Genomic DNA, 26,828 nt, shown 5'->3' on the forward strand with positions numbered 1-26,828 from the left:
CACCCGCTACATTCCTGCCACCTCGTCTGCCACACTCGCGCCATGCCCTCCATGGCGCTCGCCCTCACCGACGGCATGCCGTTCTTCGAACTCGCCGTTCCCGGCCACATCTTCGGCAACGACCGGCTCCAACTCCCTCCCGACTGGTACGACCTCCGGATGTGCCTGATCGCCACTCCGGGGTGCGCCAACCCGGAGGGCGAAGTGCCGCTCGCCGGCGCCCGGTTCAGCACCCGGACCCCGTACGGCGTCGAGGAACTGATCGCGGCCGACACGGTCATCGTGCCGGCGACCGCCGATGTGCACGGTGACCCGCCGGACGAACTCGTCGCGGCACTGCGCGAGGCCCACCGCCGCGGCGCGCGGGTGGTCTCGTTCTGCTCGGGCGCCTTCACCCTCGCCGCGGCCGGACTGCTCGACGGCCGCACCGCCGCCACCCACTGGATGTACGCGGCGCTGCTCGCCGAGCGCTATCCGTCGGTGACCGTGGACCCGACGGTGCTCTACGTCGACCACGGCGACGTGCTCACCGGCGCCGGCGCCACCGCCTCCATCGACGTCTGCCTGCACCTGATCCGCGAGGACTTCGGCACCGGCGTCGCCAACTCCGTCGCCCGCCAGCTGGTCGCGCCCGCACACCGCCCGGGCGGCCAGGCCCAGTACATCGAGACGCCGCTGCCGGAGCACCGCGACGACTCGCTCGCGCCGGTCCTGCACTGGGCCGCCGAACGCCTCCGCGAGCCGCTGACCGTGCCGACCTCGCCCGGTACGCGCACACCAGCCCGCGCACCCTCGTCCGCCGCTTCCACGCCACGACCGGCACCACCCCCATGCAGTGGCTCCAGTGCCAACGCATCGCCCGGGCCCGCGACTTGCTGGAGGGCACCGACCTGTCCGTGGACCGGGTGGCGGACATCGCCGGCCTGGGCACGGCCGCCAACCTCCGCCGCCACTTCACCCGGATCGTGGGCGTCACCCCGGCCGACTACCGACGGACGTACCGGGCGGGCCGGGCCGCGTGAAGCGGCGCCGCACCAGGGCACGTTGCCCGTCACCCGCGACCCGTTGCCCGTTGCCGTGCACACCGCCCGTCGTTACGGCGGCGGGGCCACACGGCGCCGCACCGCCACGGCCCGGGGCCACACGGCGCCGCACCGTCACAGACACGAGGCGACGCGGCGCCGCACCGCCATGGGTACGGGGCCACGCCCTCGTTCCCTCACGGATGCGGGGCCATGCGCCACCGCCCGGTCACAGCCGCGGATCCACCGGTTCCGACTCCAGCGCTAGCACCGCGAAGACCGCCTCGTGCACCCGCCAGAGCGGTTCCCCGTCCGCCAGTCGGTCCAGCGCCTCCAGCCCCAGCGCGTACTCGCGCAGGGCCAGCGAACGCTTGTGGCCGAGCTGACGGGCCCGCAGGCGCCGCAGGTTCTCCGGACGGGTGTACTCAGGACCGTAGATGATCCGCAGGTACTCCCGACCGCGGCACTTGACGCCCGGCTGGACGAGCCGCCCGTCCGGCTGCCGGACCAACGCCCGGGCCGGCTTGACGACCATGCCCTCGCCGCCACCGGCGGTCAGATCCAGCCACCACGCGACACCGGCCGCGACCGACGCCTCGTCCTCGGTGTCGACGACCAGCCGTCGGGTCGGCGCGAGCAGCCGTATTCGACCGGTGGCGGGCTCGGCGGGATCGCCGGCCAGGACGTCCTCCGTCACGCCGTCCGCGCCCGTCACCAGTGCCTCCTCGGCCGCTATCAGACGGTCGAGCAGGGCCAGTTGCTCAAGGTGCGGCAGGCCGGCCAGGCTGCGCCCCTCGGCGGCGAGTATCTGGAACGGCGCGAGCCGAACGCCGGCCAGCCCCGCGAGCCCCGCGCCCTGCCGTTCCGCACCCTCGTGGTCTCCCGCCTCGGCAGCACCAGGGCCCGAACTCCCGGAGTCCGAGCGCCCGGAGCCCAGGTCCCCAGCCGCCAAGCCCCCGGATTCCGGGCCTCCGTTCGGCGTCGCCTGCTCCCCCACGCGCCAGCAGTAGCGCCGGTACGCCGCGGTGAACGCCGCGGCGTCCGCGGCCCGCCCCCGCTGCCGGTCGAGCAGCGCCGCCACGTCGATCCCGCGGTCGACCGCCGCCTCCAGCGCGCCGAGCGCACCCGGGAACGCCGCCCGGGACGCCGCGCCCACCGCCGCGTACTGCGTCCGCAACAGCCCCGTCGCCTTCAAGGACCAGGGCATCAACTCGGCGTCCAACAGCAGCCATCCGGTGTCCAACTCCGCCCACAGGCCGGCCCGTTCGACGCACTCGCGGACCCGTCGCAGTACCCGCTCGGTGGTCTCCCGGTCGTCGAAGAACGGCCGCCCGGTGCGGGTGTAAACGGCACCCGACACCCCCTCGCCGGCCACCCCGAACCGCTCGCGGACCACCGCTTCGTCGCGGCAGACCAGCATCACCGCCCGGGAGCCCATGTGCTTCTCCTCGCACACCACTTCACGGACGCCGGCCGCGCGGTACTCGGCGAACGCCTCCCGCGGATGCTCCAGGAAACCCTCGCCGCGCGCGTCCGCCTCGGACTCCTTGGCCGTCGCGCAGGGCGCCGTGGTCGGCGGCAGATACGGCAGCAGCCGCGGGTCCGTCGCGAAGCGGCTCATCACCTCCAGCGCGGCAGCGGCGTTCTCCTCCTTCACGGCGAGCCGGCCCATCTGCCGCGTCTCGACGATCCGCCGGCCGGCCACATCGCCCAGATCCAGCGGACGGCCGTCCGCCCCGCCCGGCGCCTCCGAGGCCAGCGGCTTGGCCGGCTCGTACCAGACGCGCTCCGCCGCCACGTCGACCAACTCGCGCTCGGGCCAGCGCAACGCGGTCAGCTTCCCGCCGAAGACGCAGCCGGTGTCCAGGCAGATGGTGTTGTTGAGCCAGCCGGCGCGCGGGGTGGGCGTGTGCCCGTAGACGACGGCGGCGCGGCCGCGGTAGTCCTCCGCCCACGGGTACCGCACGGGCAGGCCGAACTCGTCGGTCTCGCCCGTGGTGTCGCCGTAGAGCGCGAAGGATCGCACCCGGCCCGACGTACGGCCGTGGTACTTCTCCGGCAACCCGGCGTGGCACACCACCAGTCCACCCCCGTCCAGGACGTAGTGGCTGACCAGCCCCCGCACGAACTCCGCGGCCCCGGCGCGGAACTCCTCGTCCTCCTCCGCCAACTGCGCGATCGTCTCGGCCAGGCCGTGCGTGTGCCGCACCGCCCGACCGTTGAGATAACGCCCCAGCTTCTGCTCGTGGTTCCCGGACACGCACAGTGCGTGACCGGCCGCCACCATTCCGCTCACCAGGAGCAGCACTCCCGGGCTGTCCGGACCCCGGTCGACCAGGTCGCCGACGAAGACCGCCGTACGGCCCTCGGGGTGCACCGCGTCCACGGCCCGCCCCCGCGCATCCCGGACCAGTTCATACCCCAGCCGGCCGAGCAGGGTCTCCAACTCCGAACGGCACCCGTGGACATCGCCGACGACGTCGAACGGCCCCGTGAGGTGTCGCAGGTCGTTGAACCGCCGCTCCCGGACGACCTCCGCGGCCTCGATCGCCTCCGCGCCGCGCAGCACATGCACCTTCCGGAACCCCTCGCGCTCCAACTTGCCGAGCGAGCGCCGCAGTTCGCGCTGGTGCCGCTGGATGACGCGGCGCGGCAGCCCGGCCCGGTCGGGGCGCGTCGCGTTCCGCTCGGCGCAGAGCTGCTCGGGCACGTCCAGCACGATCGCCACCGGCAGCACGTCGTGCTCGCGCGCCAGCCGCACCAGTCGGCCCCGCGACTCCGCCTGCACATTGGTGGCGTCGACCACCGTCAGCCGCCCGGCCGCCAGCCGCTTGCCCACGATGAAGTGCAGCACCTCAAAGGCGTCACCGCTGGCGCTCTGGTCGTTCTCGTCGTCGCTGACCAGCCCCCGGCAGTAGTCCGACGAGATCACCTCGGTCGGCTTGAAATGCCGCGCGGCGAACGTCGACTTCCCGGAACCGGTCGCCCCGATCAACACCACCAGCGACAGATCGGGCACACCGAGCGAACGCTCCCCCGCCCCCGACGACACCTGCTCGGCCGGCGGCTGCGACGCCGCCCCGCCCCCGTCTCGCTCCACGCCACTCATGCCGCTACCCCCTTCCGGCCGCTCGTTCCCGCACCGACATCTCCATCATGACCGCCACCACTGACAACGCGGCCGGGACCGCCGCCGCGAGCGGACGCGGACGGCATTGCGTCGCTGCCCCCGCAACTGTCACCACCGCCGCTACCGCCCATTTCCCTACCTCCGCTCGCACGCGCATCACCGTTCCCGCCCGCCGCCACGCTCCCGTCGCCCTGGCGCGTGAAGCACGCGAGCTGGGTGGGCGACCCGACCTCCGGGTCCTCCGCGCCCACCGGGCCGAACGCGACCGCGTAACGGTGCCGCGCGGCGACCTCCCCGGCCCACCGCCGGAACTCCGCCCGCGTCCACTCGAAGCGGTGGTCGGCATGCCGCACCTGCCCGGCCGGCAGCGATTCCCAGCGCACGTTGTACTCGACGTTGGGCGTGGTCACCACGACCGTCCGCGGCCTGGCCGCCCCGAAAACCGCGTACTCCAACGCCGGCAGACGCTCCGGGTCCACATGCTCGACGACCTCACTCAGCACCGCCGCGTCATACCCCTTGAGTCGGCCGTCCGTATACGCCAACGAGCCCTGGACCAGCCGGACGCGCCGGGCCTGACGCTCCGGCATCCGGTCCAGGCCGAGTCTGCGCCGGGCCTCGTGGAGCGCCCGCATCGACACGTCCATCCCGACGATCTCGGTGAACTGCCCCTCCTTGAGCAGCTCACCGATCAACTGCCCCTGCCCACACCCCAGATCGAGGACCCGGGCGGCGCCGGCCGCACGCAACGCGTCGAGCACGGCCTCCCGCCGGCGCACGGCGAGCGGAACCGGCCGCTCCTCGGTGTCCGTCGCCTCATCCACCGCGTTGTCGATCTCCTCGACGGCCGCGTCGTCCGCCTCGGCGAGCCGGGCCAACTCCAGTCGCGCCATGGCCTCGCGCGTCAGCGACCCGCGACGGGCGAGGTAACGGCCGGCGATCAGCCGCTGCTCGGGGTGGCGCTCCAGCCAGCCCTCGCCGGCTCGCAACAGCTTGTCGACCTCGTCGGGCGCCACCCAGTAGTGCTTGGCGTCGTCCAGAACCGGCAGCAGCACATACAGATGCCGCAACGCAGCGGCCAGTTCGACGTCGCCTTCGAGGACCAGCCGTACGTAGCGCGAATCCCCCCACTCGGGAAAGGTCTCGTCCAACGGCAGCGGCTCGGCCAGCACCGACCAGCCCAACGGCCGGAACAGCTTCTCCACCAACCCGGCGCCCCCGCGGGCGGGCAACACCGGCACCTCGATGCGCAACGGCATCGCCCGCCCGACCAGCTCGGGCCGGGCCGCGCACTGCCCCTTCAGCGCGCTCGCGAAGACGCTCCGCAACGCCACCGCCAGCAGCGACGACGCCGCATAGGGCCGGTCGTTGACGTACCTTCCGAGCGCCGAGTCCGCTGCCCCGCCGCGCCCCTTCCCCTGCCCGCGACGGACCAGGGCAACGGGGTCGACCTCCAACAGCAGCGCCGCCGTGCACCGTTCGGCGTCCGCCTCCGGATAGAAGACGTGCGCCGTACCGTGCGCGGTGGAGAACTGCTGCGACTTCCCTGGATGCTTGTGCAACAGGAACCCGAGATCGGTCGCGGGACGGTCAATGGTGCCAGTGGTGGTTATGGTCAGAAACACCCGTTCAGTATGGGTGTGTACGGGCTGTCCGCCCTACCGATTTTCCTGGGCCCCTCCCCCCGCCCCCACCCTCCCCACCCCATTCCCGGCAGGCCCCCGGACAAGCCCGAAAGACTCCCCCGTGATCGGATCCTGGCGTTTCGACGACCGCACGTCCTGGGCGTCGCCCGAGGCCCTTCAACACGACCTCAGGCAACGCATCGACGCGGCCAAGCCGAGACCCGGCCGACCAGCAACTCCGGCCGGGCATTGGCCTCATCACCCACACCGAGCGCGCACTGGTGATGCTGGTCAACGACGAGGACGACCCCGGCGAGCACGCCCCCCTCCCGACGCCACCGGCCACAGCACCGGATTCACGCTGGCCCCTGGGCAGGACAACGCCTATCCCGACCAGGACACCGTGCCCCTGAAGCAAGCCCTCCGCAGAGTCGGCCACATCCTCACCGCAGGCTCACCGCCCCCAGACACCCCCTGGACGATCGACCGCTGACCGGGAGCCGGCGCCGCACCATGCCACCCACGGCGCGACACCCAACTCCGCCCACGGCCACCGGACTACACGACCAGCCAGGCGCAGATCCCCGACTCCGCCCCGAACCACCCGCGATCGGAGCCCGCAACCGGCCCCGCCCCGGCCCTGGCCTCGACCTCGGCCCCGGAGCAGACGTCAGCCCTTCTACACACCTCAACTCATCCACGAGGCATCAGCAGAGCTGCACGACGCCAGCACGACCTGCGACGTCAACGAAGCTGCGACTGGACCTGCTCGGAGATCAACTCCAGGTGGTCCAGGTCCTCCAGATCCAGGATCTGGAGGTAGACCCGGGACGAGCCGATGGCACCGAACTGGCCGAGCCTGTCGACGACCTCCGCGGGCGAGCCCGCCACGCCGTTGGCCTTCAGCTCCTCGACGTCGCGCCCGATGACCGCGGCCCGCCGCGCCACCTCGGCGTCGTTCCTACCGACGCAGGCGATCAGGGCGTTGGAGTACACCAGGTCGTCCGCCCCGCGCCCGGCGGCCTCGGCGGCCGCCCGCACCCGTCCGAACTGGCGCTCCGTGTCTTCGAGCGAGGCGAAGGGAATGTTGAACTCATCGGCGTACTGCGCCGCCAACCGCGGGGTACGCGTCGCACCGTGCCCGCCGATCAGCACCGGCACCCTGCCCTGGGCGGGCTTGGGCAGTGCGGGCGACTTCTCCAACTGGTAGTACGTGCCGTCGTATGAGAACTCCTTTCCTACCTCGGTGGCCCACAGGCCGGTGACGATCGCAAGCTGCTCTTCCAGTCGCGCGAACCTCTCCTTGGGGAACGGGATGCCGTACGCCTTGTGCTCCTCCTCGAACCACCCCGCGCCCAGGCCGAGTTCCACCCGCCCGCCGGACATCTGGTCGACCTGCGCGACCTGGATCGCCAGCACGCCCGGAAGGCGGAAGGTGCCGGCCGTCACGAGCGTGCCGAGCCGGATTCGCTTGGTCTCACGGGCCAGACCGGCCAGCGTGATCCAGGCGTCCGTCGGGCCGGGCAACCCGTCGACCGTTCCCATCCGCAGATAGTGATCGGAGCGGAAGAAGGCGTCGAACCCAAGCTCCTCGGTGGCCTTGGCGGCCTTCAGAAGGGTGTCGTAAGAAGCCCCCTGCTGGGGCTCGGTGAAGATCCGTAGGTCCATACCTCCATCCTGCACCGGTGCCCGGCAAACCAACCTCCGGGCACTGCCGATAAACCAGGTGTCTTGTTTCCGATCTGGCTCCCATGCGTGCGGTTTCCGAAGCGCGGCATGTCCGCTGCGCGGCGTGCGCGATGCGTGACGTGTGCGGCGTGTGCGATGTGCGGTGCGAAGACACGGAGTGGGTGTGGTCGATGTGGCGTACACGGTGACCGAGGGGTCGGGATGGACAGACCGATCGAAGCGGGTGAGGTGAGTAGCGGCTGAGGGATCGGGGTTGAAGTTGAGCTTGAGGTCGGTGGTTGGGGTTGGACAGAAACGGCCTCGGTGACCCTGACTCACGGCGCCAGATCGATACCTCCAAGTCGCCCTATATGGCTGCCAGTTCACACGTCGCGTGGCTGGCCCAAGGGTCCGTGACCCACCAAGGCGGTCACAACGCCGTCAGCGGCAGCAGGCCCACGGTTCGCGATCAGAGAAGGAGAGACAGGGGTAGCGGCGAGAGAACGCGAGAGCAGGAGGCGGGAGGGAGAGCAGAAGGAGAAGAAGAGGGGAGATAACACGCGGGCGAGCGCCGACTCCGAGCACGATGGGACGGCGGCACAGGTCGACCACCCCTGTCCCGGCACGCCGGTCGAAGTGGCCAACAGACGTGCTGCGCCTCCCCAGGCCGGCAACGGCCCCAGACCACTGGCCGTACCGACCGTCATGGCGGCTCCGGCCGTACCGACCGTCCTGGCGACTCCGACCGCTCCGGTCGTTCCGGCCCTTCTGATGGTGCTGACTGTTCCGGTAGTTGCAGGGCAGGCAGCTTGAGAGACGGCCCGCCCTCCGTCAGGCAAGGTGCCGGTCGCGTACCTCCAGCTTCTCCAGTATTCCGGCGGCGTGGTCCCTCGATTCGTCTGCTGTGTCCATGGCCTCCACGCAGGTCCAGTACATCCCCTCCTCCTCGGCCGAGATCACCACCCCGACCAATGCCTCGCACACCTCTCGGAGCAGTTGGCACAGGCTGATTAAAGCCGCCTTGACGTCGCGTATCTCGGTGAGCTGAGCTGCCCGCAGCCCCCCGGCGGTCGCCGTCGAGCACAGCAGTCCCCCGCTGAACCGCCCGCCCGCGTCGCCCAACCCTCGAGCCCTGGACCGCACTTCGTACGGCCCGAATATCGCGAGGTGGCTACCTATCGCTTCCGCCAAGGCTTGTGCCTGCCACGCCTCGACGACCACGTCGTGCACCGTGCTCGCCTGCGCCAGACCGCGTCGACTGGCCGCGATGATTCGCACCGCGTCCATCTGCGTCCCTCCCTCCTTCTTCGTCATGCGCGTTCACCCCACTTCCCTTCCACTACCCAGCGTGAGGGTCAACAGCCAAAAACGCTAGAGGAATTCGCAAATCTGTGGACAACCAAGACGCTGTGGAAAGATCCATAACTCCATAGAGTGATGAGAGGCGGTTTTAGAACGGTCGCACCGACGGTTCCGGCCCGCGGAGCTCCCCCCTGCGTCACTACACCACCGCACATCCCTCAACCTCCATGAGACAACGTGCACCACACAGCACCCTCTTGTCTCGCCAGAAACTCCTGCCGCCGACATGCGGCACGCGGCTCGTGACGCCGACCGCTGCGACGCCGCACCGCACGGCGGTGTGCGCCGCGACCGACGCCCGGGCGGCGCGCAAAGGCCGACGGGGCGGAGGCTCTCGCCCCCACCCCGCCGGCCCCGTCCCTTCGCACGCCGCCCGATTCGCGCCGCCCGGCGGCTACTCGCCGCTCCGCGGACGGTCCGGCGGCGCCTGCCGCACCGCCGGGAACCGCGTCTCATTCCGTTCGATCTTCGCGGCGAGCGCGGTCAGCGGATCGATCCCCAGCGCCTGGCAGAACTGGAGCAGATACGCCAAGACGTCCGCGACCTCGTCCTCGACCCGCCCGGCCGCCTTGGGGTCGGACATCACCTTCGCCGACTCCTCCGGCGTCAACCACTGGAAGATCTCGACCAGTTCCGCGGCCTCGACACTCAGCGCCGCGGCCAGGTTCTTGGGGGTGTGGTACTGCTGCCAGTCCCGGGCGGCCGCGAAGTCGGCCAGGCGTCGTTGCAGCGCATGAAGATCCTCACTCATACCCCTAGGTGTAGCACCTGCACACCGGGCAGCCCCTCGGCGACCGACGGGTCCCGCACCGTCCCCAGCAGCCGGACATGCCCACGATCGGCCATCCGTACGGCCAACGACACCAGCTCCCGGGCCTGCCGGCGATCCATGCAACGGTCCATGCCGTCCGCCATCACCGTCATCTGCTGCAGCGCCGACGGGATCTCCCCGGCCGGATCCATGGCGAGCACCCCGGGGCCGGTCAGCAGCACCAACGCCAGCGCGAGGAATCGCAGCTCGCCGTCGCCGAGCTGCTCGACGGGCATCTCCCCCAGCGCGCCACGGTCGAGGACGGTCCGTAGGGCCGGCGGGCCCAGGGTCCCCTGTCCATCTGGCGCCGCCCCGCCGCCCGTTCCCCCCGTGGAGGCGGCGTCCGCCGCCGTCGCCGCATCCGGCTGCCGCGGCACCGCCCGTACTCCGTCGACCGGCCCGGAACAGGCGTCCCGTACGGCCGCGACCAACACGGCGTGCCGCCGGGCGCATTCGCGACTCGTGCGCTCCAGTACGGCGGAGAGGTTCTCGCACGACGACCGCAACCGCCCTTCGTCACGCTCCTCGTCGTGCCCCCAACCACTGGCCTCCGCGCCGCTCCTGACCCCCTTCCGCCCGCGCGCCGCCGACGGTCCACCGGGACCACTGGACCCTCCACTCTTCCCCGAGCGCCCCGGACTGCCGCCCCGGCCACCACCACGCGCCCCGGCACTACGCCCCGCGCCTCCCCCACCCGACGCATCGCCCGCCGCACGACCGTCGTCCGCGGCGACCCGTTCCGCGCGATCCCGCATCGCCTCCGGCCGCGGATCGCACACGAAGGCCGAACGGAGCGCCACCACGACCTGTTCCGCGGCGGCCAGGACGAGCCGCTGCCCTTCCGTCTTGCCCGCGACCCGCAACGGGAGGAGGGATGTGGCCAAACGGTCGTCGGGCAAGGGTGCCCGGGTAACCGGGGTGGCACCGGCGGTGTGCCAGGCAGCCTGGACGGCGGGGCGGTTGGGGTCGGTGAGGGCGGTGGTGAGCAGTGTCTCGCCGCAGCCCGTCAAACGCTCGCCGACGATGCGGAGTTCGGGTTCGGCCTGCACGGCGAGGTCGAGCCGAACGGCACCGACCGGGCCGTCGACCGTACAGCCGAGGCGGAAGCCGCGCCGACCCTGGCCATCGGGGCGTGCGCCGGCGGGCACACAGGCGGAGGCCCCTCCCGCGACCACCCCGACGGCCCGTTCCAGCGGGTCTCCGCTGCCGAGCCGAGCGAGGAGCTCGTACGCCTGCAACACACTGGACTTGCCGCTTCCGCTGTCCCCACTGAGCAGCGTCAGCGGCCCGAACGGGAGGGAAACGCCACGATGGGCCTTGAAGGCGGACAACCGTAATTCGGTGACCGCCGGACGCACACTGTCGGTATCCATGCGGGGACGCTACGCAGTCCCTCGCTCGGAGAACCGTTACGCCCAACTGCTCTTCCTACGAATGGGGGACGGTGCCCGCCGCCGGCTCCGCAACCTCGGTGCCGACCGGCGCCAACAGGAACACGTTGGTGTCCACGCGGTGCATGCCGCTGCCGAGCCCGAAGACGACCCCACTGGCGAAGTCCAGGATGCGCTTGGCGACATCGGTGTCGGCACTGCTGAGGTCCAACAGGACCGGAAGCTGCGCCATGAGGTACTCGGCCACCTCCCGGGCATCCGCGAAGGTCTGCACGCGGATGACGATGAACCGCCGTGTTTCCTCGGTCGGTTCGTCGTCCGGAAGGGCCCGGTGGGCGGGCCAGGAGGGCCATTCGCTGCCGCCGCGTAGCGGTACGACTTCGGCGAGCCCTTCCCACTGCTCGTCGGTGGCATCGGGGCCGTTCACCGAATCACCTCACCCAGTGGAACGCTGGCTTTCTGCGGTATGTGCATCGAACGATTCTAGAGATAGACCTACAAACGTCGCCGACTGCGACACACACGGCGCCGCAGCCACTTCCATCCTGCCTCATAGCCCTGACCAGTGCGGACACCTGGGCACAACTACCGGATCGAGTTTGTGTATGCCCGTTCATCCTCCCTCGCGACAGAGGCCGGGAGCACCCCGGGGCAGCCGCGAACCGACTGACTCTCACTCAGGGCGTCCCGAGACGGCAATCCCTGAGCAGGAGTGAGTCGCGCTGGACGAACGGAGGACATCGCCGCAATCCACGGCGGAGGACACGGCGTTCGCCGCAGGAACCTTCCCGGCGACCAATGCGACAGGGGGCCGACACCATCCCCACCTCCCCGCAACGCCCCGATTCACAGCCGACGTTCAGCGCGGCGGACGCGAGAGGCCGGCCTCCGCGCGATCGAGACGGTCGCCTCACTCGCGAGGAGGGGCCCTTGAAAGCGGCGGCCACTCAGGCATTTCCGCTGGCCGGGGCCGTTGTCAGTGGCGTCACTTACGGTGGGGTAATGGATACACAACGTGCCTTCCTCGGAAGGGAATCGACGGCTGGACCGGGCCCGCCGCCCGGGAAGTACGGCCGGCCGGTCGCCGAGATGCGACGAGGGCCGGTGAGTCAACGGGCCAGGCGGCCGAGGAGTGAGGATGCGGCGGCGATACCGGCGACCGCGGCGCCGACGAGGACAGCGAAGTCGAGGGCCAGATGAGAGGGGGTGCCCAGAAGCAGTCCGCGGAGCGCTTCGACCTGGTAGCTGAGGGGGTTGACCTTGCTGATCGCCTGTAGCCAACCGGGCATGACGGCCACGGGATAGAGGGCGTTGGAGGCGAAGAAGAGCGGCATGGTGATGGCCTGTCCGATGCCCATCAGACGGTCACGGGTCAGCACGATGCCGGCGATCGTCATCGACAGACAGGAGAAGAAGGCCGAGCCGAGGATCACGGCGACGGCGACGCCGAGCAGGCGCAACGGGTTCCACGTCATGGCCACGCCGAGGAGTGCGGCGATGACGATCACCACAACTGCCTGGAGCAGCGCCTTCACTCCGGCGGCAAACGCCTTGCCCGCGATCAGGGCGGACCGCGGGGTGGGAGTGACCAGCAGCTTGGTGAGGATGCCGGCATCCCGCTCCCAGATGATCATGATCCCGTAGAAGATCGCGATGAACATGGCGGACTGGGCAATGATCCCGGGCGCCAGATAGTCGATATAGGGGGTGCCACCAGTGGGGATGGCCTTGATACGCGTGAAGGTCTCACCGAAGACCACGAGCCAGAGGGCGGGTTGAACGGCGCGGGTGTAGAGCTCGGTGCGGTCGTGGCGGAGCTTCTGCAACTCGACCACACACATCGCGGCGACCCTGGCGGGCAGTACCCGCCAGCCGGTACGGGCGCGCGGTGGGGCCAGTAGCAGGTCCAAGTGGCGTGGGGCGGCGGTGGCTTCAGCCGACCCGGGCCGCGGTGCGACGGGTACTCCGGACATCGCGGAAGCCTCCTGACTGCTCGTCGAGGCCGGTGCCGGCGACGTCCCGGAAGACGTCTTCCAGCGTCGGCTCCGTATCGGACGAGGGAGCGGGACGGGACGCGGGCGCTGCAGCCACAGACGTAGCGGTCGTGGACGCAGCGGTCGCGGCGGCAGCGGATTCGGTTGTTGCGCTTAGGGACTGCTCGGCACGGGCGCGGCGGGCGCGCAGGGCGGAGCGGAGTTCGCCGGGCGTGCCCAGGGCCCGGATCCGACCGCGGTGCATCAGGGCGACGCGGTCGCAGTACTGCTCGGCCTCGTCCATGTAGTGGGTGGTGACCAGGACGGTCATGCCGGTGGCGGCACGCACCGCGTTGATGTGCTCCCAGACGCTGGTGCGGGCGATCGGGTCGAGACCGATCGTCGGTTCGTCGAGCATCAACAGGCGGGGCGCGCTGACCAGGGCCTGGGCGAGTTCCAGGCGGCGGATCATGCCACCTGAGTAGGTCTTGGCGAGCCGGTTCGCGGCGTCGGTGAGGTTGACGGCCTCCAGTGCCTGGGCGACACGGGCGGCCCGCTCGCGGCGCGGCACGTCGAAGACCCGGGCGAAGAGTGCGACGTTCTCCCGGCCGGTGAGCCCGGCATCGGCGGACAACTGCTGTGGCACATAGCCCAGGAGGCGCCGAACGGCCATCCGCTCCCGCGCCGCGTCATGCCCGAAGACCCGCACCATGCCCGCCGGAACGGGCAGCAGGGTGGTGATGCAGCGGATGGCGGTGGTCTTGCCCGCGCCGTTCGGTCCGAGCAGGCCGAAGACCTCGCCGGTGCGAACGGCGAGATCCACTCCGTCCACGGCCCTGGTCTCGCCGAAGGCATAGCGCAGCGCGTGGCAGGAGAGAGCATCCGGGGCCGGGGTGCCTGTCGGGGCCACTGGGTCGGCGGCTCCGACCGGTGCGCCGGCGGTCTCCTGGGGTTCTCCGGTGGCGGTGTGCGGCACCGTCCGGCCGGGGTCGTCGCTGGTCATGATCCCTCCGTCTGCTGGTGCAGGTTGTGGGCGAGCCGGCGCAGCGCCGGAAGAGCTGCCTCCAAAGCCGCCCGGTCGGCCTCGGGGAGGCGCGCGACCTGTGCGTGGACGAGCGCACTGCGGCGGGTCTCCCAGTCGCGCAGCCGTGCCCGCGCCTCCGGCGTGGGGAAGAGCTGGGCCGAGCGCCGATCAGCGGGGTCGGTCTCACGTCGTAGATAGCCGGCCCGGCTGAGCTCGTTGACCAGCGTGGAGACCGAGTTACCCGCCAGGTAGAGCTCCTGCGCGGCGGCGGAGACCCGGATGCCGGGTCGGGCGGAGACCAGCCGCAGGAGTTCGACCTGCGCGCCCCGCAGCCTGGGCACGGGCATGCCGGGGCGGAGCCGCCGGCGGATCAGCCGCTGGATCCCGGCCAGTACGTCAGCCAGCTCATCGGGGAGGTCCCCTGTGGCCATACGTCGACTTTAGCTCTGAGACGGAGGCAATGCAGTAGGGCGGACACTGACCAAACGGGACGGCACAAGACGCCTGCCGGCCGGCCGGTCACAGGGAAGGACCGAGTGGCACGGCGCGCCATGGCCAGGCCCAAGAGGTTCACTCCGCGCGCCGCGTCGACGATCGCGACGGAAGCGTTCCGCCCCCACCGGAACGAGGACCGCACGTCTCCCGTACGAGTACCTAGTCACCACCCAGACCCAACGGCGCTGGGACTTCGCCTGACCACTCCACCGACGGCTGAACTCCACGACGAGATCCGACGGACGACCGCGACCAGCCGCCCAGTTGATCACTGACCGAGCGGGCCGGCCGTTCGGTGAGCCGACCGTTCACTTGGCCTTTGGCCATGCGGTCAGTCGCCCGGTGGAGGTGGCGGGACCGGCGCGCCTACGGGCGGCGCGATCTTGGATTGCCGACGGAGCGCAAGCACCGCAGGCGCTCCGGCCCCGCCGGCATCCGTCGGCTCACCCGTAGCGGGCCCGGCAGCGGCCCGCCCGCCACAAGGGCGACGGAAGACAGCGAAACCTGAGGAAGACGCAGGCAGAAAAGCCGAGGAGGCAGCAATGAAAGACACGACTGTGGCCTCAACAGGCTTGGCCACAGACGCAGTTGTCGTACCCGGCGAGATAACTGACGTAACCACGAACATGACTGGGGCGTGAGCGCGCACGGAGCGGTGCCGGAACCGGCGCACCGGTAGCGGCCGGCGGAAGGTGCGATGGGTATCGTGACGACGCGTGGGCGACAGCACGGTGTGGACTCTGGCGATCGCGGCAGTGACGGGCGGTACGGCGGTACTGGCCAGTTGGGTAACCAGCCGCGGCAGTACGCGGGCTGCCCGCATACAGGCGGAGACCGCGGCACGCTCGCAGCGGGCCGAGCGCCTGCGGGAGAGCCGGCGCACCGCTTACCTGGACCTGATCGAACAGACCCACCGGATCGGCGAGTTGTTCTGGGAGATTTCGGCGGAGCTGCGGGAGCCGGCCTCCGCGGAGCGGACCGCCAGGCTCGACGTACTGCTCGACCGGGAGGTCGCGGAGTACGCGAAGATCCGACGCTGCGCCCGGGTCGTGGAGTTGGAGGGCCCGCCGTCGGCCGCGGCCGCGGCACTCGCCCTCCAGAAGACCACCGGCCCCTTCTACGAGGCGCTTCAACCAGGCACGGCCAAAGGCAGGGACTGCCGCGCGGAGTTCGACGCCGCATACCGTCCCTTCTGGAAGGCGCTGGAGAACTTCGTGGACGCGGCCCGAGACGCCCACCAGACGGATTGAGCATCCTCCGGACGGAGTTGTCGCACACGCACGTGAACGCCGACTCCGCTCGGGCATGATCCCGACCCTGACTCCGGCCGACCGAGCCGGGTGGCCGCCGATCATGCCGCCGCAGATCACCTGCAGACCGATACAGGCGCGGCCGCAGCCCACCCACAGCCACGCCCACGCCCACGCCCACGCCCACGCCCACAGAAAGGCAACGCGGACGCCAATGGGCGACCATTAAGCAGGGGCACGCCCCCACCGTCGAGCGACTCCGCTCCCCCTACCAACGAAACCGCGCCCCCCGTAACCAGCCAGAGTGACCACACAGTCACCACGAGGCATCGCGCCCACCACCATGCCGGCGGCGAAGCCCCCGACGATCCGGTACCCACCCGACCCCACCTCGCTCCATCCCAGAGCAACCAACCACCCCCACCACACCCGCTCCCCCGACCCATCACCCATTCGGCGCAATTGCCTGGCTGCGCACGCCACCCCGCTCACTTCGCCGGACGAGGCAGGAACCAGCCTGAAAGAGCGGTGCAAAACGAAACCGTCGTACGGCGTGACGGCCCGACCCGAACCTGGTCAGCCGAGGCGGAGCACAGGGCGCCTGCGTACGATATCGGGGATGAAATAGCGCCTTTGCGGCCCGCCGGCGAGGGCATGCATGCCTTTCGGCTGCCCAAACCGCGGGCGGCAATTCCGCACATCACGCTCGACCCGTCGTGCCCGACAATTCGCCCCTCACCTCGATCCCGATCCACCCCGATCCACCCGTTCAAGCCCCCTCAGCTCTCCTCAAGTCTTTCGACCGAAACGCACCCGTCCTTCTCACCCCGGGAGTTCGGAATGGCACAGGAATCCGACAGCACCGTCTGGAATTGCCCGTTCGATTACGCCGAGGCGTTGGAGTTCGATCCGACGCTCAGGCGGATCATGACCGAAGAGCCCGTCGCACGCATTCGGCTGCCGTACGGCGAAGGCGAGGCGTGGCTGGTCACGCGGTACGAGGACGTGCGGACGGTGACGACGGACCGGCGGTTCAGCCGGCACGCCATCGTCGGGCGGGACTTCCCGCGCATGACGCCGGAGCCGATCGTGCAGGACGAGGCCATCAACGTGATGGACCCGCCCGCGAGCAGCCGACTGCGGAGCCTGGTGTCCAAGGCGTTCGCCCCGAAGCAGGTGGAGCGGATGCGGGCGCGCACCCAGCACGCCGTGGACGACCTGCTGGACCGCATGGTCGAGGACGGGGCGCCGGGTGACCTGATGGAGAACCTCGCGTCGCCGCTGCCGCTGACGACCATCTGCGAGGTGCTGGACATCCCGGAGGGCGAGCGCGCGCAACTGCGCACGTACGCCCGCACGATGATGAACGTCAGCCTCGACAACAAGGAAAACGCCATCCACGCCAAGGCGAACATGCGGGAGTACTTCAAGGAGTTGACCGCACGACGCCGGCGCGACCCGGGCGACGACCTGATCAGCGCCTTGGCGACAGCCCGTGTCGGGGACGAGGTCCTCGACGAGAAGGAGCTCACTGTCATGGCCATGGTGCTCCTGATCACCGGCCAGGACACCACCACGTACGAGATCGGCAACCTCTCCTACATGTTGCTGACCCGGCCCAAGGACCTGGCGATGCTGCGCGCGCACCCCGAGGCGCTGCCGCAGGCGCTGGAGGAGCTGCTGCGCTTCATTCCGTTCCGCAAGGGCGTCGGCATCCCGCGAGTCGCGCTGGAGGACGTCGAGTTGAGCGGCGTGACGATCCGGGCCGGGGACATCGTGCACGTCTCGTACCTGACGGCCAACCGGGACCCGAAGAAGTTCGAGCGGCCCGACGAGGTGGACCTGACGCGCGAGACCACCGGCCACATGACGTTTGGCTGGGGCGGGCACCACTGCCTGGGCGCCCCGCTGGCCCTGACCGAGATGCAGGTGGCGCTGGGCACGTTGCTGAAGCGCTTCCCCGAGCTGAAGTTGGCGAAGCCGGCCGAGGAACTGCGCTGGAACGAGACCGCGATCTGGCGCTATCCGCTGGCCCTGCCGGTGGTGTGGTGAGGTATCGGGGCCGCGGATTCCCGCGGCCCCGACCGCGGCATGCGGAACTCACCCCCCTGGCGTACGGTCTAGGAATGACCCATCTGCACGGGGAAAGTCCATTCTTCGACGGATGGCCCGCTCGCGTCCTTCCAGGGGTCTGTGTCATCGGGCCGATGGAATCTCCTGAGATTCCGCCGGCCGACAACGGAAGCGACCACGACGCGAATTACAGAGCAGAAAAAGCACTGGGCGGACCACAGTCTGCAAGGAGTGCATCCGATGGCGGTTTTGTGCAAACCGGCAATCGCGGTCCCTGAGTACATCATCACCAGGGACGACACCCTCGAACTGGCACGACAGCTTCACGGCGACCACGCCCAGCTGAAACTCGTGCTGAGACTCATCGAGCATACGGGCGTGTCGCGTCGGCACCTGATCCAGCCCATCGACAAGGTGCTGGAGCATCCCGGGCTCGACGCCCGCAGCGCCATCTACGAGGAGGAGTCCAAGGCCCGCGTCCCCGCCGTGGTACGCAAGGCACTGGACCAGGCGGAGTTGGAGCCGCGAGACATCGACCTGATCGTCTACGTCTCGTGCACCGGCTTCATGATGCCGTCGCTGACGGCGTGGCTCATCAACCACATGGGATTCCGGTCGGACACCCGGCAGGTCCCCATCGCCCAACTCGGCTGCGCCGCGGGAGGCGCCGCGATCAACCGCGCGCACGACTTCTGCCGGGCCTACCCGGAAGCCAACGTCCTGCTCGTCGCCTGCGAGTTCTGCTCGCTGTGCTATCAGCCCTCGGACATGGGCGTCGGATCGCTGCTGTCCAACGGCCTGTTCGGGGACGCGGTCGCGGCGGCCGTGATGCGCGGCAGGGGCGGCACGGGCGTCCACCTCGAACGGAACGCCTCCTACCTGATACCGCACACCGAGGACTGGATCTCGTATGCGGTGCGCTCCACGGGATTCCACTTCCAGTTGGACAAGCGGGTCCCGGGAACGATGGAGCCGCTCGCGCCGGCGCTCCGCGCGCTGGCCGACGAACACCACTGGGACGCGGGCAACTTGGACTTCTACATCGTCCACGCCGGCGGCCCGCGCATCCTCGACGACCTCAGCCGTTTCCTCGGCGTCCCCCGCGAGGCGTTCCGCTTCAGCCGGGCGACGCTGACCGAGTACGGCAACATAGCCAGCGCGGTGGTACTGGACGCACTGGCCCGCATGTTCGACGAGGAGTCAGCGCAGGAGGGCCAGCGCGGCCTCCTGGCCGGCTTCGGCCCCGGCATCACCGCGGAGATGGCGCTGGGGACGTGGTCGTCGACGGCGACGTGAAGGACGGCGCGGGGGCGCATGGGCCAAGTCACGCCCGGCGCCCCCGAACCGACGACGGTGCAACTCACCGACACAGTCGGCGAGTTGCACCGTCGGTCCGCGACACTCCGCGACCGACGGCCCGCTACCGCCCCTTCTTCACCGACTCCAGGATCACCACGCACTCCACGTGATGCGTCATCGGGAAGATGTCGGGCCGAGCGATGCTCGGAAAAGGCCAGGTCAGAGCCCACTTTTGGGCTCGCGGTTCCGCGATCTGGCGCCCAGAGCGTCAAACGAGCGTCACAACCAGTCGTGACATGGTGTGCTCCCCGGGTTCCCTGCCCTGGCCGGCGCCCGGTTGACGGTGCGCTGGGGCCGGATGAGTTGCGCGCCGAAGTGACCGTTGGGGTCCCGTCGGACTTCGGACGGCTCGATGTCCTTCAATCCCGTCGCCCAGCAACTCCTCGGCCAGGCATCGCCTAACAAACGTGACAACTCGACTTACAGGACCGGGCGTTCCGTACGCCTGTGGCGTCGACCGCATCGGTAAAGTCCGCTCGTGACCTACATAGTGACCCTCACCCCGGAACAGATGGCCGACAACGAAGACGACTGGCTCATCTCTGAACGCTTCACCAAAGGGCTGCCCACTGGGCTCGACACGTCAGACACCGGTACCAGGTTGGTGTTCTTGGTCCGCGACAACCTGGCGCGTTCCGCGAACTCCGGCAGCGACGGGCTCGCCGAACACGGCCGCTTCATCACCTGGATGGGGTCAGTCCAGCGCATCAACACCGTGGGTCCGGTCGACAGAAGCGTCACCATCGAGCCCATGCGTAGATGTCCGGAGCCGGTTCCTCTGGACGGTCCCGACGGAATCCTCGCATCCTTGCCTTCGACACACCGACGTCATGTGGAGCGTGCTCTGTCAGAAAGCGCAGGCCACTGTGGCATGGAAACCTGGCAGGCTTTGCAGGAAGCACTCCTAAGACGCCACCCCGAGTTGTCCCGGTACATCGACTGGTTGCTCGCCCAGCTCAACCCGCTCGACTTCAACGTCGAGGACGCAGCGGACCGTGCGTGGCAGGAGCAGAGAGACGCGGCTCAGACCCTTACTCGCGTGACCGATTTCCCGCACTCCGCACTGTCGGTCTGGGGGCGCCCCGCGTCCCGGGAAGAGCCATACCTGGCGGGACTCATTCCGGACCCGGTGGAAAACAGCCTGATCGACCACGACGTACGGGTTGGCCTGGGCGATCAAGTGCCCCGCTTCGACGACTGGCGGCAACGCGGTGACGTTCGATGCGACATCCACGTGCTAGAAGACTCCACAGGACGCCGTCTTGAGGTCGTCAACGTCAATGCCACTCCGGTGGAGAGCCGACTGGGCACAGACATGATCTACTACCACCACCCCACACACAGCTTCGTCCTCGTCCAGTACAAACGCTTGGAACCCCGGCGTAAGGAATACCGGGTGAACAAGCAACTCCTGGACCAGATGGACCGCTTGGAACAGGTTTCACAGCTCAGTACAAAGCCCGCCCGCTCCCATGAGTGGCGCCTCTCCGTGGACGCATGCTTCCTGAAGTTCGCACACTGGCGAAACGGGGCGGCTTCCAGCACCGAGCTGGCCCACGGCATGTACATCCCCCTCTCCTATGCCCGCATCCTCCTGGAGGACGACTGCACGCTCGGCCCCAAGGGTGGACGCATCTTCAGCTACGAGAGGGCAGTCAACTACCTCGTCGGATCGGAGTTCGCGGAGCTGGTGAAGCTCGGCCGAGTCGGCACGGTGGGGACCAGCGTCGAGCAGTTGAGGGACTTCGGGCTGCAGCGCGCCCGAGAGGGGTACAACGTCATGCTCGGATTCGAAACAAGCAACGAGACGCTCCGTGATCGGGCCGTACGCACCCGCAGTCGCAGCGCAAAGAAGAGGCCGAAGATGAACTCCTACTCCCCGCCGACGTCGCAGCAGCCGCAGTGAACGTTCACTCACTCTGAACCGGAACTTTCGTGCTGCCCTACACCGGTTACCGCCGGTTGTGCGCAAGATCGCCCTCAAGCACTCCTCCGAGGGACCGCTAGCCTCCCAATCCCCGCCCACCCGCTCTACGTTGACCGTCCCGACCGCACGCTGTCGAGTGGAGCCGTAGAAGTGAAATACGCAGTGTCCGCACCGCAGGCCACCCTGCTCCGCGAGATCGCGGCGGCTTCCGATGCCGTGCAAATCGCACCTGGCCGCGTACATACAGCATGGGCGCTGGAACAGCGTGGGCTGATCCAGAGGACCTGGCGTGGCAACAATCACGTCGCCGTGGTGACTGCGGACGGTCGCTTCTACCTCATGCACGGCAAGCACCCTCGCCAGGTGCAGGCGGAGAAGGAGCGGCTCAAGGGCGATGCAGCCCAAGCTGCGCGGGCCCCGGCGGACGGGGCCGAGCTGATCTCCCGGCTGCAATCGACCCCTGGGAAGATCACGGTCCCTGATCCCGCGCCCCAGACCCGTGGCCGGTGGCGAGCCGCCTACTACGACGCGCTTCACCACGGGCACGTGCCTGAAGGCCACAAGTTGCGGTGGAATGGCCGCCAGCGGGGCGACTGCGTCTTCACGCTGGTCGACGAGGAGGCAGAGAAGGCGGCCCAGCCTCCTCCAGTGCCGGCCATTGATGTCCCCGAAGTTCTGGATCGACCTCATCCGCTTGTCCGTGCGACGCGCAAGGTTCTGGGGCGTTCTCAGGGCATGGTCGATACCCGTGGCAGGGCGGAGGTCATCCCGCTGTACGTGTCGCGTCCGCTCGTCGACCGCGCCCTTCGGATCATGCACGCGTTCCTGACCGAGGCCGAGAGCCGCGGCTACACCGCCGAGACTCAGACGGACCTGGAACGCGGCGAGGCCGTGCACACTGTGGCGATCGTGATCCGAGGCCACGCCTATCCCCTCGCCCTCACCGAGCGGACAACCAGAGTCCCGCACCAGCCCACCGCACAAGAAATCCGCCAGCAGGAAGGCAACCCGTGGACCCGACCGCCCAAGTACGACGAAGAGTTCAACGGTCGCCTCGCCCTCGGCTCACCCGCCAACAGCTGGAACTCCTACTCGTACAGCGACGGAGCGCGATGGACCCTGGAGTCCCGACTGGGTCTCCTCCTGCAAGATCTCGAACATCGCGCTGCGGAAGCCGAACGCCGGGAGCGGGAGCAGGAGTTCCTCGAAGCCGAGCGGCGACGCCGGTGGTACGCAGCCATCGCGCAGGCCCGTGAACAGCAGGTCGAGCAGCACCGCGCCGAGTTCCTCACCGCTCAGGTCGGAGCTTGGCAATGGGCTGCCGAGATACGCGCGTTCTGCCAGGCCGCCCGCGCCCGAACCGACAGCACATCGGTTCTGGGCGGGGAGGCACAGTGGCTTGAGTGGGCTGAGGCGTACGCGGCACGTCTCGACCCCCTGCAGCACCCTCTGAGCGCTCCGCCTGACCCTCCGGCGACGCGGGAGGTACTTCGCGAGATCGCGAGGGTCGATGGCTACGCCTACCCGTGGCCGTTCGACTCCGATGGCCGTTCGGCTCTGTCCCAGTCCCAGTCGGGCGGCACGGGTCTGTGATGTGCGTCCTCGCCCTCCGCAAACGGCTTCGCCCCGTCCACTGGGGACGGGGCGAAGGAACGTTTATGCAGCGATAGTGAGCGGGGCTTCCATGCGCTCCCAGGCTCCGAGGACAGCCTTGTGTGCGTCCGGCTGGAGGTGGGCGTAGCGCTGAGTGGTCTGGAAACTCTCGTGGCCAAGAAGGTGCTGGACCTCGTACAGCGAGACTCCCGTCTGAACCAGCCATGAGGCGCAGGTGTGACGCATGGAATGTGGCGGATAGTGCGGGACGAGCTGCTGCTCGCCGTCATCGTCGAAGTAGTAGGCGCCGTCCACGGCTGGCCACCAGGTCTGCCGTCGCCAGTTGCCGTCGCTCAGGAGGCGGCCGGCCCGGCCCTTGGTGAGGGTGGTGAACACCACGGCGTCACGGGCGAGTCGGTGGATGTGGCGTTCAAGGGCCTCCAGAGCGTGCGGCGGAAGGGGCACTTCGCGGCGGCTCTTGGAGCTCTTCGGGTACTCCTTGATGCCGCTCTTGGTGTTGACCTCGACGACGAACAGGCGGGAGCGGCGCTGGTCGATGCGGTGCCGATGAAGGCCGGAGAGCTCGCCCCAGCGCAGCCCGGTGTAAAAGCCGAGCAGGCACATCGTGCGCCACACGGTGGGGAGTTCGTCCAGGATGCTCTGCGCCTGGTCGAGCGTGAACCACTGCGGCGGTTTGACTGCGACCTGGGGCAGATCGATGCTGCGGCAGGGGCTCACCGCGATGACGTCGTCGTCGACGGCCGCCCGCATGATGGAGGACGTCAGGTTGTAGGCCCGCTTGATGGCCGCGGCCCCGGCGCCCTTGTCAATCAATGAGCGGATCCAACTCTGCACATCCATGCGGGTGATGGCCCGCATTTCCCAGTCGGCCCAGTGGGGCATGACGTGGTTCTTGATACTCGACCCGTCACCCTGCAGCGTGTGGGGCTCGACGACGCGGGCGTCCCACCACCGATCGTGCCAGTCACGGAAGGAGGTTGCGCCCACGCGTGGGTCACGCAGGCCCCCGCGGGCAAACTGGGTCTCCATCTCGAGTCCCCAGGCGCGCGCCTGCGCCTTGAGCGGAAACGATTCGCTGAACCGGTCACCGAGGCGGTTGCGTACCGTCGCCTGCCAGTTCCCGGTCTTCAACTTGCGTAGGTACAGCCCAACTCCTCATGTCGGCACGAAAGGCCCTTCGGCGGGCCGGGTTCAGCGACGCGGCCTCGGTGCGGCGACCGCGCGGCTGGAGATGAAGTCGTCGAGGCCGGCGGCGGGGACGCGGATCCGCGAACGGCTCCTGCCCGTGCGCAGATCGACGATTGGAAGGTCGCCTGCGGCGATGAAGCGGTAGACGGTGCGGCGGTCGACGTCCAAGGCGGCAGCGACGGCGGGGATGGACAACAGGCGTGCAGGCATGGGTGAGTCCTTGGCAGGAGGGTGAATGGGTGCGGCGACGAGGCGGCCGCGACGCCAGTCCAGCCCGTGCTGGTAGCCGTAAGCCCTGTCGGGGCGGGGCGGGGCGTAGCACGTCACGGGACGGCAGGGCTCCTACGCACGGGATCCCTGCAGGAACGCTCTCGACGGCGAACCGGAGAGCGTGGGGAATTGGGTCCTGGATGGCGGCGCTCCGCTGAGCTGCCGGAGCGCCGCCCGGTTCATTGGTCAGTCGGCTCCGGCAGGCGAGCCGTCTGGGCAAGGCGCTCCCAGTCGATCTCTGTTGCTTCAAGACGGAAGCAGTACGGGTAGCGAAGGGCCAGCCAGGCCGGGGCCACTCCAGCGAGCTCGGCCACCGTGGCGACATCGACGCCCAGCCTCAGCCATCGCACCAGGGAAGACTCCCGCAGGATGCCGACGGGCTCCCCCAACCGCCAGGCCAGCAGCTCATCGTGAGGCAGCACAGCCTCTTGCGCCTGCTCCCACAGCCCCATATATGCATCTACCGAAAGTCGCCCACCACGCGCGCCGGGGAACAACAGATCATCCTTCTGGAGACCGGCATCGTTGATCCAGCCGCGCAGGAACATGGCGAACCCCGGTCGCAGCGGAACCACTCGAGCCCGCCCCCGATAGCCAGCCGTCAGCTCACCAGAATCACCCGAACGAAGGACAACATCGCGAACACGCAGGGATCGCGCTTCACTCGGACGGAGTGCCCCCTCGGCCAGGGTGACCAGGAACGGGTAAACCGAGCGACTGCCGCCAGCCTGCTGGCGTACCCAATCCAATAGCGAGAGAACTTGTCTCCCGGAGAGTATCCATTCCTCATCCAATGCATCAACCAGCACAGCAGTGAACTCCTTGCGGAAATAGGGGTGTCCGGTCTCAGTGAAGCGGGGGCCGTCTCACTGATCTGTGTGCTGACCGTGTCGCGCACGGGGCGGGGACAGGTTTGAGTGAGACGGTGTCCCGCTTTGGGGTGGCTCTTGTCTCGGTTCAGGTGGCTTGTCTCATTGCAGTGGACATCGTCCTGGTGTGGATGATCAGAGGGAGCCGCAGAGCGGCAGGGGCAGGGCGGCCGATTTCGAGGTGGCCTGGGTTCAGGGTGGGGTCGAGGTACGCGGGTCGCTGGCGGACGTGACGGAGCTGGCCTTCGAGGAGGCCGATCCGGTACGGGAGTTCCCGTCGTATCGGGGGCAGCGGAACTTCCCGGGCTTGTACTGGGCGGCCACGATGCTGCGGCACGTGGAGTTCGAGTCCTGGCTGGAGCGGGATCACGCGATCTCGATGGACTTCGACCCGCGTGTCACATGGTTCGCATCGCAGCCGTTCTGGTTGTCCTGGACGACTGCGGAGGGGGTGCGGCTGTCCCACGCGCCGGACTACTTCGCCCGGCGGGCCGACGGAACGGCCGTGGTGGTGGACTGCCGGCCGGAGGCTCGGCGGAGCAAGCCGCGGGACCTGGCCAAGTTCGCTGGTACGCAGACCGCGTGCGAGGCGATGGGCTGGGATTTCCGGCTGGTGGGCGAGATCGACCGGGTGCGGGTGGCGAACCTGCGGTGGCTTGCCGGGTTTCGTCATCCGCGGTTCGCCCAGGCCGGGTTGGAGGAAGCGATCGAGGCGGCCTTCGCTGTTCCCGGGCCGCTGGTGGGCCAGGCCGCGCACGTCGGTGACCCGGTCCTGGTGCTGCCGGTCGTCTTTCATCTGCTGTGGTGCGGGCGGCTGACGACGGACCTGTCGCGCCCCTTGGGCGATCGCTCTTTGGTGAGTCGGGTGGAGGGCTGATGGCGGAGCACGAGCGGCCCAGGGGTGTGCTGCGGGTGGGTGACCGCGTCCGGTTTGAGGACCGGGTCCACACGGTGGTGGGCCTGTCGGGCACGACCGTCCGCTTGGTCGACGAGCACAACACCGCGAGCATGGTGATGTTCGCCCACCTGATGGCATCGGATGGATTCGAGCTGCTCGACTCGACTGCGGCCACGCCGGGGCTTCCGCCCTTCGGCCTGCTGGACACCGTCCCCGAAGTGGCCCTGCGCAAGGCCCGGTTCTTCGAGAAGCACCTGATCGAGGTGGAGACCGGGCTGCCTCCTGAGGCATCGAAGGGGGCCGTTCCCCGGCCCGAATACGACCCGCAATGGCGGACCGTGAGTGAACGGCTGACCGCCAAAGCCGCCGAGCTGACCGCGTCGGGCACCGCGGTGACGGAGCGGACCCTCTTCCGGCTGCGGTCGAAGTGGCGGGACGAAGGGCTCTGGGGCCTGGTGGACCGCAGAGCCACCCGGTTGTCCTCGGCGCCGGGCACCGGGCAGGTGGACGAGCGCCTGGTCGAAGCGGTGCTTGAGGTCCTGGCCGCGCAGGAGAGCGTGTCGACGGGGACCCGCACCCGTGTGATCCGGCAGGCCGAGAAGCTGGTCGCCGAGCGGCACGGGAAGGGCACGGTCCCGCTGCCGTCGCGGGCGACGTATTTCCGGCTGGTCAAGTCGCTTTCCGAGGGGCGTCACAGTTTCGGGGCGGCCACGACCCGGCGTTCTCTGGCCGGGCGGCCGGAGGCGCCGTTCACGCCGACGCTGGCTACCCGGCCCGGCGAGGTTGAGGTTCCCCCGCAGTGCGGGAGGTACTGATCAGCAGGTCAGGGCGGGTTGACGGGGTTTCAGGTTCGTTCGCTTGGTCGTTGCCTGGTCGGCG

The 26,828-nt window shown here is 69.3% G+C and carries 20 protein-coding genes and 1 pseudogene; 8 read left to right on the forward strand and 13 right to left on the reverse strand.

The window, feature by feature from the left end:
- The first annotated feature begins 42 nt into the window (after positions 1–42).
- Positions 43–1,022: pseudogene (locus ACIQU6_RS33150) on the forward strand (GlxA family transcriptional regulator).
- 229 nt (positions 1,023–1,251) lie between these two features.
- Here the strand turns inward: ACIQU6_RS33150 and ACIQU6_RS33155 are convergent.
- The 10 genes from ACIQU6_RS33155 to ACIQU6_RS33200 all read right to left on the reverse strand — a co-directional run bounded on the left by ACIQU6_RS33155 (position 1,252) and on the right by ACIQU6_RS33200 (position 14,437).
- Positions 1,252–4,131, reverse strand: coding sequence for a polynucleotide kinase-phosphatase (locus ACIQU6_RS33155; protein WP_403485433.1), 2,880 nt, complete (start codon positions 4,129–4,131; stop codon positions 1,252–1,254).
- Positions 4,128–5,777 (reverse strand): 3' terminal RNA ribose 2'-O-methyltransferase Hen1, encoded by a 1,650-nt coding sequence (locus ACIQU6_RS33160; RefSeq protein WP_403485434.1) that lies wholly within the window; start codon positions 5,775–5,777, stop codon positions 4,128–4,130. The genes ACIQU6_RS33155 and ACIQU6_RS33160 overlap by 4 nt, the downstream gene beginning before the upstream one ends.
- Positions 5,778–6,521: 744 nt before the next feature.
- The gene (locus ACIQU6_RS33165) at positions 6,522–7,445 is read right to left on the reverse strand and encodes an LLM class F420-dependent oxidoreductase (protein WP_403485435.1); all 924 of its coding nucleotides are present in this window, start codon (positions 7,443–7,445) and stop codon (positions 6,522–6,524) included.
- 831 nt (positions 7,446–8,276) lie between these two features.
- Complete coding sequence (locus tag ACIQU6_RS33170) at positions 8,277–8,732, reverse strand: DUF6099 family protein (RefSeq protein WP_403485452.1); 456 nt, start codon at positions 8,730–8,732, stop codon at positions 8,277–8,279.
- Positions 8,733–9,201: 469 nt separating this feature from the next.
- Positions 9,202–9,558: a nucleotide pyrophosphohydrolase gene (locus ACIQU6_RS33175; RefSeq protein WP_403485436.1), complete on the reverse strand. Its 357-nt coding sequence runs from the start codon at positions 9,556–9,558 to the stop codon at positions 9,202–9,204.
- Complete coding sequence (locus ACIQU6_RS33180) at positions 9,555–10,991, reverse strand: biotin transporter BioY (protein ID WP_403485437.1); 1,437 nt, start codon at positions 10,989–10,991, stop codon at positions 9,555–9,557. Before ACIQU6_RS33180 ends, ACIQU6_RS33175 begins: the two co-directional genes overlap by 4 nt.
- A gap of 55 nt (positions 10,992–11,046) precedes the next feature.
- A complete protein-coding gene (locus ACIQU6_RS33185; RefSeq protein ID WP_403485438.1) occupies positions 11,047–11,436 on the reverse strand; it encodes a cell division protein SepF in 390 nt (129 codons plus the stop codon).
- A 682-nt stretch (positions 11,437–12,118) separates the two neighbouring features.
- Entirely contained in the window at positions 12,119–12,982 is an 864-nt protein-coding gene (locus ACIQU6_RS33190; protein ID WP_403485439.1) for an ABC transporter permease, read from the reverse strand.
- Positions 12,942–13,985 carry an ATP-binding cassette domain-containing protein gene (locus ACIQU6_RS33195; RefSeq protein ID WP_403485440.1) on the reverse strand — a complete coding sequence of 348 codons (1,044 nt, stop codon included), beginning with the start codon at positions 13,983–13,985 and terminating at the stop codon, positions 12,942–12,944. Before ACIQU6_RS33195 ends, ACIQU6_RS33190 begins: the two co-directional genes overlap by 41 nt.
- Positions 13,982–14,437 (reverse strand): MarR family winged helix-turn-helix transcriptional regulator, encoded by a 456-nt coding sequence (locus tag ACIQU6_RS33200; RefSeq protein WP_403485441.1) that lies wholly within the window; start codon positions 14,435–14,437, stop codon positions 13,982–13,984. Before ACIQU6_RS33200 ends, ACIQU6_RS33195 begins: the two co-directional genes overlap by 4 nt.
- 780 nt (positions 14,438–15,217) lie before the next feature.
- On the opposite strand from ACIQU6_RS33200, the gene ACIQU6_RS33205 reads away from it, so the two are divergent.
- The 5 genes from ACIQU6_RS33205 (at position 15,218) to ACIQU6_RS33225 (ending at position 22,703) form a co-directional block, all read left to right on the forward strand.
- Positions 15,218–15,751 (forward strand): hypothetical protein, encoded by a 534-nt coding sequence (locus ACIQU6_RS33205; protein WP_403485442.1) that lies wholly within the window; start codon positions 15,218–15,220, stop codon positions 15,749–15,751.
- A gap of 840 nt (positions 15,752–16,591) precedes the next feature.
- On the forward strand, positions 16,592–17,803 hold the full coding sequence (locus ACIQU6_RS33210) for a cytochrome P450 (RefSeq protein ID WP_403485443.1): 1,212 nt from the start codon (positions 16,592–16,594) through the stop codon (positions 17,801–17,803).
- A gap of 261 nt (positions 17,804–18,064) precedes the next feature.
- Positions 18,065–19,120 (forward strand): type III polyketide synthase, encoded by a 1,056-nt coding sequence (locus ACIQU6_RS33215; RefSeq protein ID WP_403485444.1) that lies wholly within the window; start codon positions 18,065–18,067, stop codon positions 19,118–19,120.
- 541 nt (positions 19,121–19,661) lie between these two features.
- Positions 19,662–21,089 (forward strand): hypothetical protein, encoded by a 1,428-nt coding sequence (locus tag ACIQU6_RS33220; protein ID WP_403485445.1) that lies wholly within the window; start codon positions 19,662–19,664, stop codon positions 21,087–21,089.
- Positions 21,090–21,260: 171 nt separating this feature from the next.
- Positions 21,261–22,703 carry a hypothetical protein gene (locus ACIQU6_RS33225; protein WP_403485446.1) on the forward strand — a complete coding sequence of 481 codons (1,443 nt, stop codon included), beginning with the start codon at positions 21,261–21,263 and terminating at the stop codon, positions 22,701–22,703.
- A gap of 63 nt (positions 22,704–22,766) precedes the next feature.
- Here the strand turns inward: ACIQU6_RS33225 and ACIQU6_RS33230 are convergent, their stop codons facing one another.
- The 3 genes from ACIQU6_RS33230 to ACIQU6_RS33240 form a co-directional block, all read right to left on the reverse strand.
- Positions 22,767–23,855 carry a tyrosine-type recombinase/integrase gene (locus ACIQU6_RS33230; RefSeq protein WP_403485447.1) on the reverse strand — a complete coding sequence of 363 codons (1,089 nt, stop codon included), beginning with the start codon at positions 23,853–23,855 and terminating at the stop codon, positions 22,767–22,769.
- A gap of 60 nt (positions 23,856–23,915) precedes the next feature.
- Positions 23,916–24,122 (reverse strand): helix-turn-helix domain-containing protein, encoded by a 207-nt coding sequence (locus ACIQU6_RS33235; RefSeq protein ID WP_403485448.1) that lies wholly within the window; start codon positions 24,120–24,122, stop codon positions 23,916–23,918.
- 239 nt (positions 24,123–24,361) lie between these two features.
- A complete protein-coding gene (locus ACIQU6_RS33240) occupies positions 24,362–24,991 on the reverse strand; it encodes a tyrosine-type recombinase/integrase (protein WP_403485449.1) in 630 nt (209 codons plus the stop codon).
- Between the two features lie 187 nt (positions 24,992–25,178).
- Between ACIQU6_RS33240 and ACIQU6_RS33245 the strand changes: the two genes are divergently transcribed.
- Positions 25,179–25,928, forward strand: a complete 750-nt coding sequence (locus ACIQU6_RS33245; protein ID WP_403485450.1) for a TnsA-like heteromeric transposase endonuclease subunit — start codon at positions 25,179–25,181, stop codon at positions 25,926–25,928.
- Positions 25,928–26,764, forward strand: coding sequence for a hypothetical protein (locus ACIQU6_RS33250; RefSeq protein ID WP_403485451.1), 837 nt, complete (start codon positions 25,928–25,930; stop codon positions 26,762–26,764). The genes ACIQU6_RS33245 and ACIQU6_RS33250 overlap by 1 nt, the downstream gene beginning before the upstream one ends.
- Positions 26,765–26,828: the final 64 nt, after the last annotated feature.

Origin of the sequence: Streptomyces sp. NPDC090442 (assembly GCF_044769405.1) — a bacterium.
In the GTDB taxonomy this organism is placed as follows: domain Bacteria; phylum Actinomycetota; class Actinomycetes; order Streptomycetales; family Streptomycetaceae; genus Streptomyces.

Excerpts from the sequence above, each read along its gene's own strand:
- ACIQU6_RS33155 (WP_403485433.1), bottom strand. The coding sequence starts at position 4,131 with ATGAGTGGCGTGGAGCGAGACGGGGGCGGGGCGGCGTCGCAGCCGCCG.
- ACIQU6_RS33165 (WP_403485435.1), bottom strand. The coding sequence starts at position 7,445 with ATGGACCTACGGATCTTCACCGAGCCCCAGCAGGGGGCTTCTTACGAC.
- ACIQU6_RS33170 (WP_403485452.1), bottom strand. The coding sequence starts at position 8,732 with ATGGACGCGGTGCGAATCATCGCGGCCAGTCGACGCGGTCTGGCGCAG.
- ACIQU6_RS33175 (WP_403485436.1), bottom strand. The coding sequence starts at position 9,558 with ATGAGTGAGGATCTTCATGCGCTGCAACGACGCCTGGCCGACTTCGCG.
- ACIQU6_RS33180 (WP_403485437.1), bottom strand. The coding sequence starts at position 10,991 with ATGGATACCGACAGTGTGCGTCCGGCGGTCACCGAATTACGGTTGTCC.
- ACIQU6_RS33190 (WP_403485439.1), bottom strand. The coding sequence starts at position 12,982 with ATGTCCGGAGTACCCGTCGCACCGCGGCCCGGGTCGGCTGAAGCCACC.
- ACIQU6_RS33195 (WP_403485440.1), bottom strand. The coding sequence starts at position 13,985 with ATGACCAGCGACGACCCCGGCCGGACGGTGCCGCACACCGCCACCGGA.
- ACIQU6_RS33200 (WP_403485441.1), bottom strand. The coding sequence starts at position 14,437 with ATGGCCACAGGGGACCTCCCCGATGAGCTGGCTGACGTACTGGCCGGG.
- ACIQU6_RS33210 (WP_403485443.1), top strand. The coding sequence starts at position 16,592 with ATGGCACAGGAATCCGACAGCACCGTCTGGAATTGCCCGTTCGATTAC.
- ACIQU6_RS33215 (WP_403485444.1), top strand. The coding sequence starts at position 18,065 with ATGGCGGTTTTGTGCAAACCGGCAATCGCGGTCCCTGAGTACATCATC.
- ACIQU6_RS33235 (WP_403485448.1), bottom strand. The coding sequence starts at position 24,122 with ATGCCTGCACGCCTGTTGTCCATCCCCGCCGTCGCTGCCGCCTTGGAC.
- ACIQU6_RS33250 (WP_403485451.1), top strand. The coding sequence starts at position 25,928 with ATGGCGGAGCACGAGCGGCCCAGGGGTGTGCTGCGGGTGGGTGACCGC.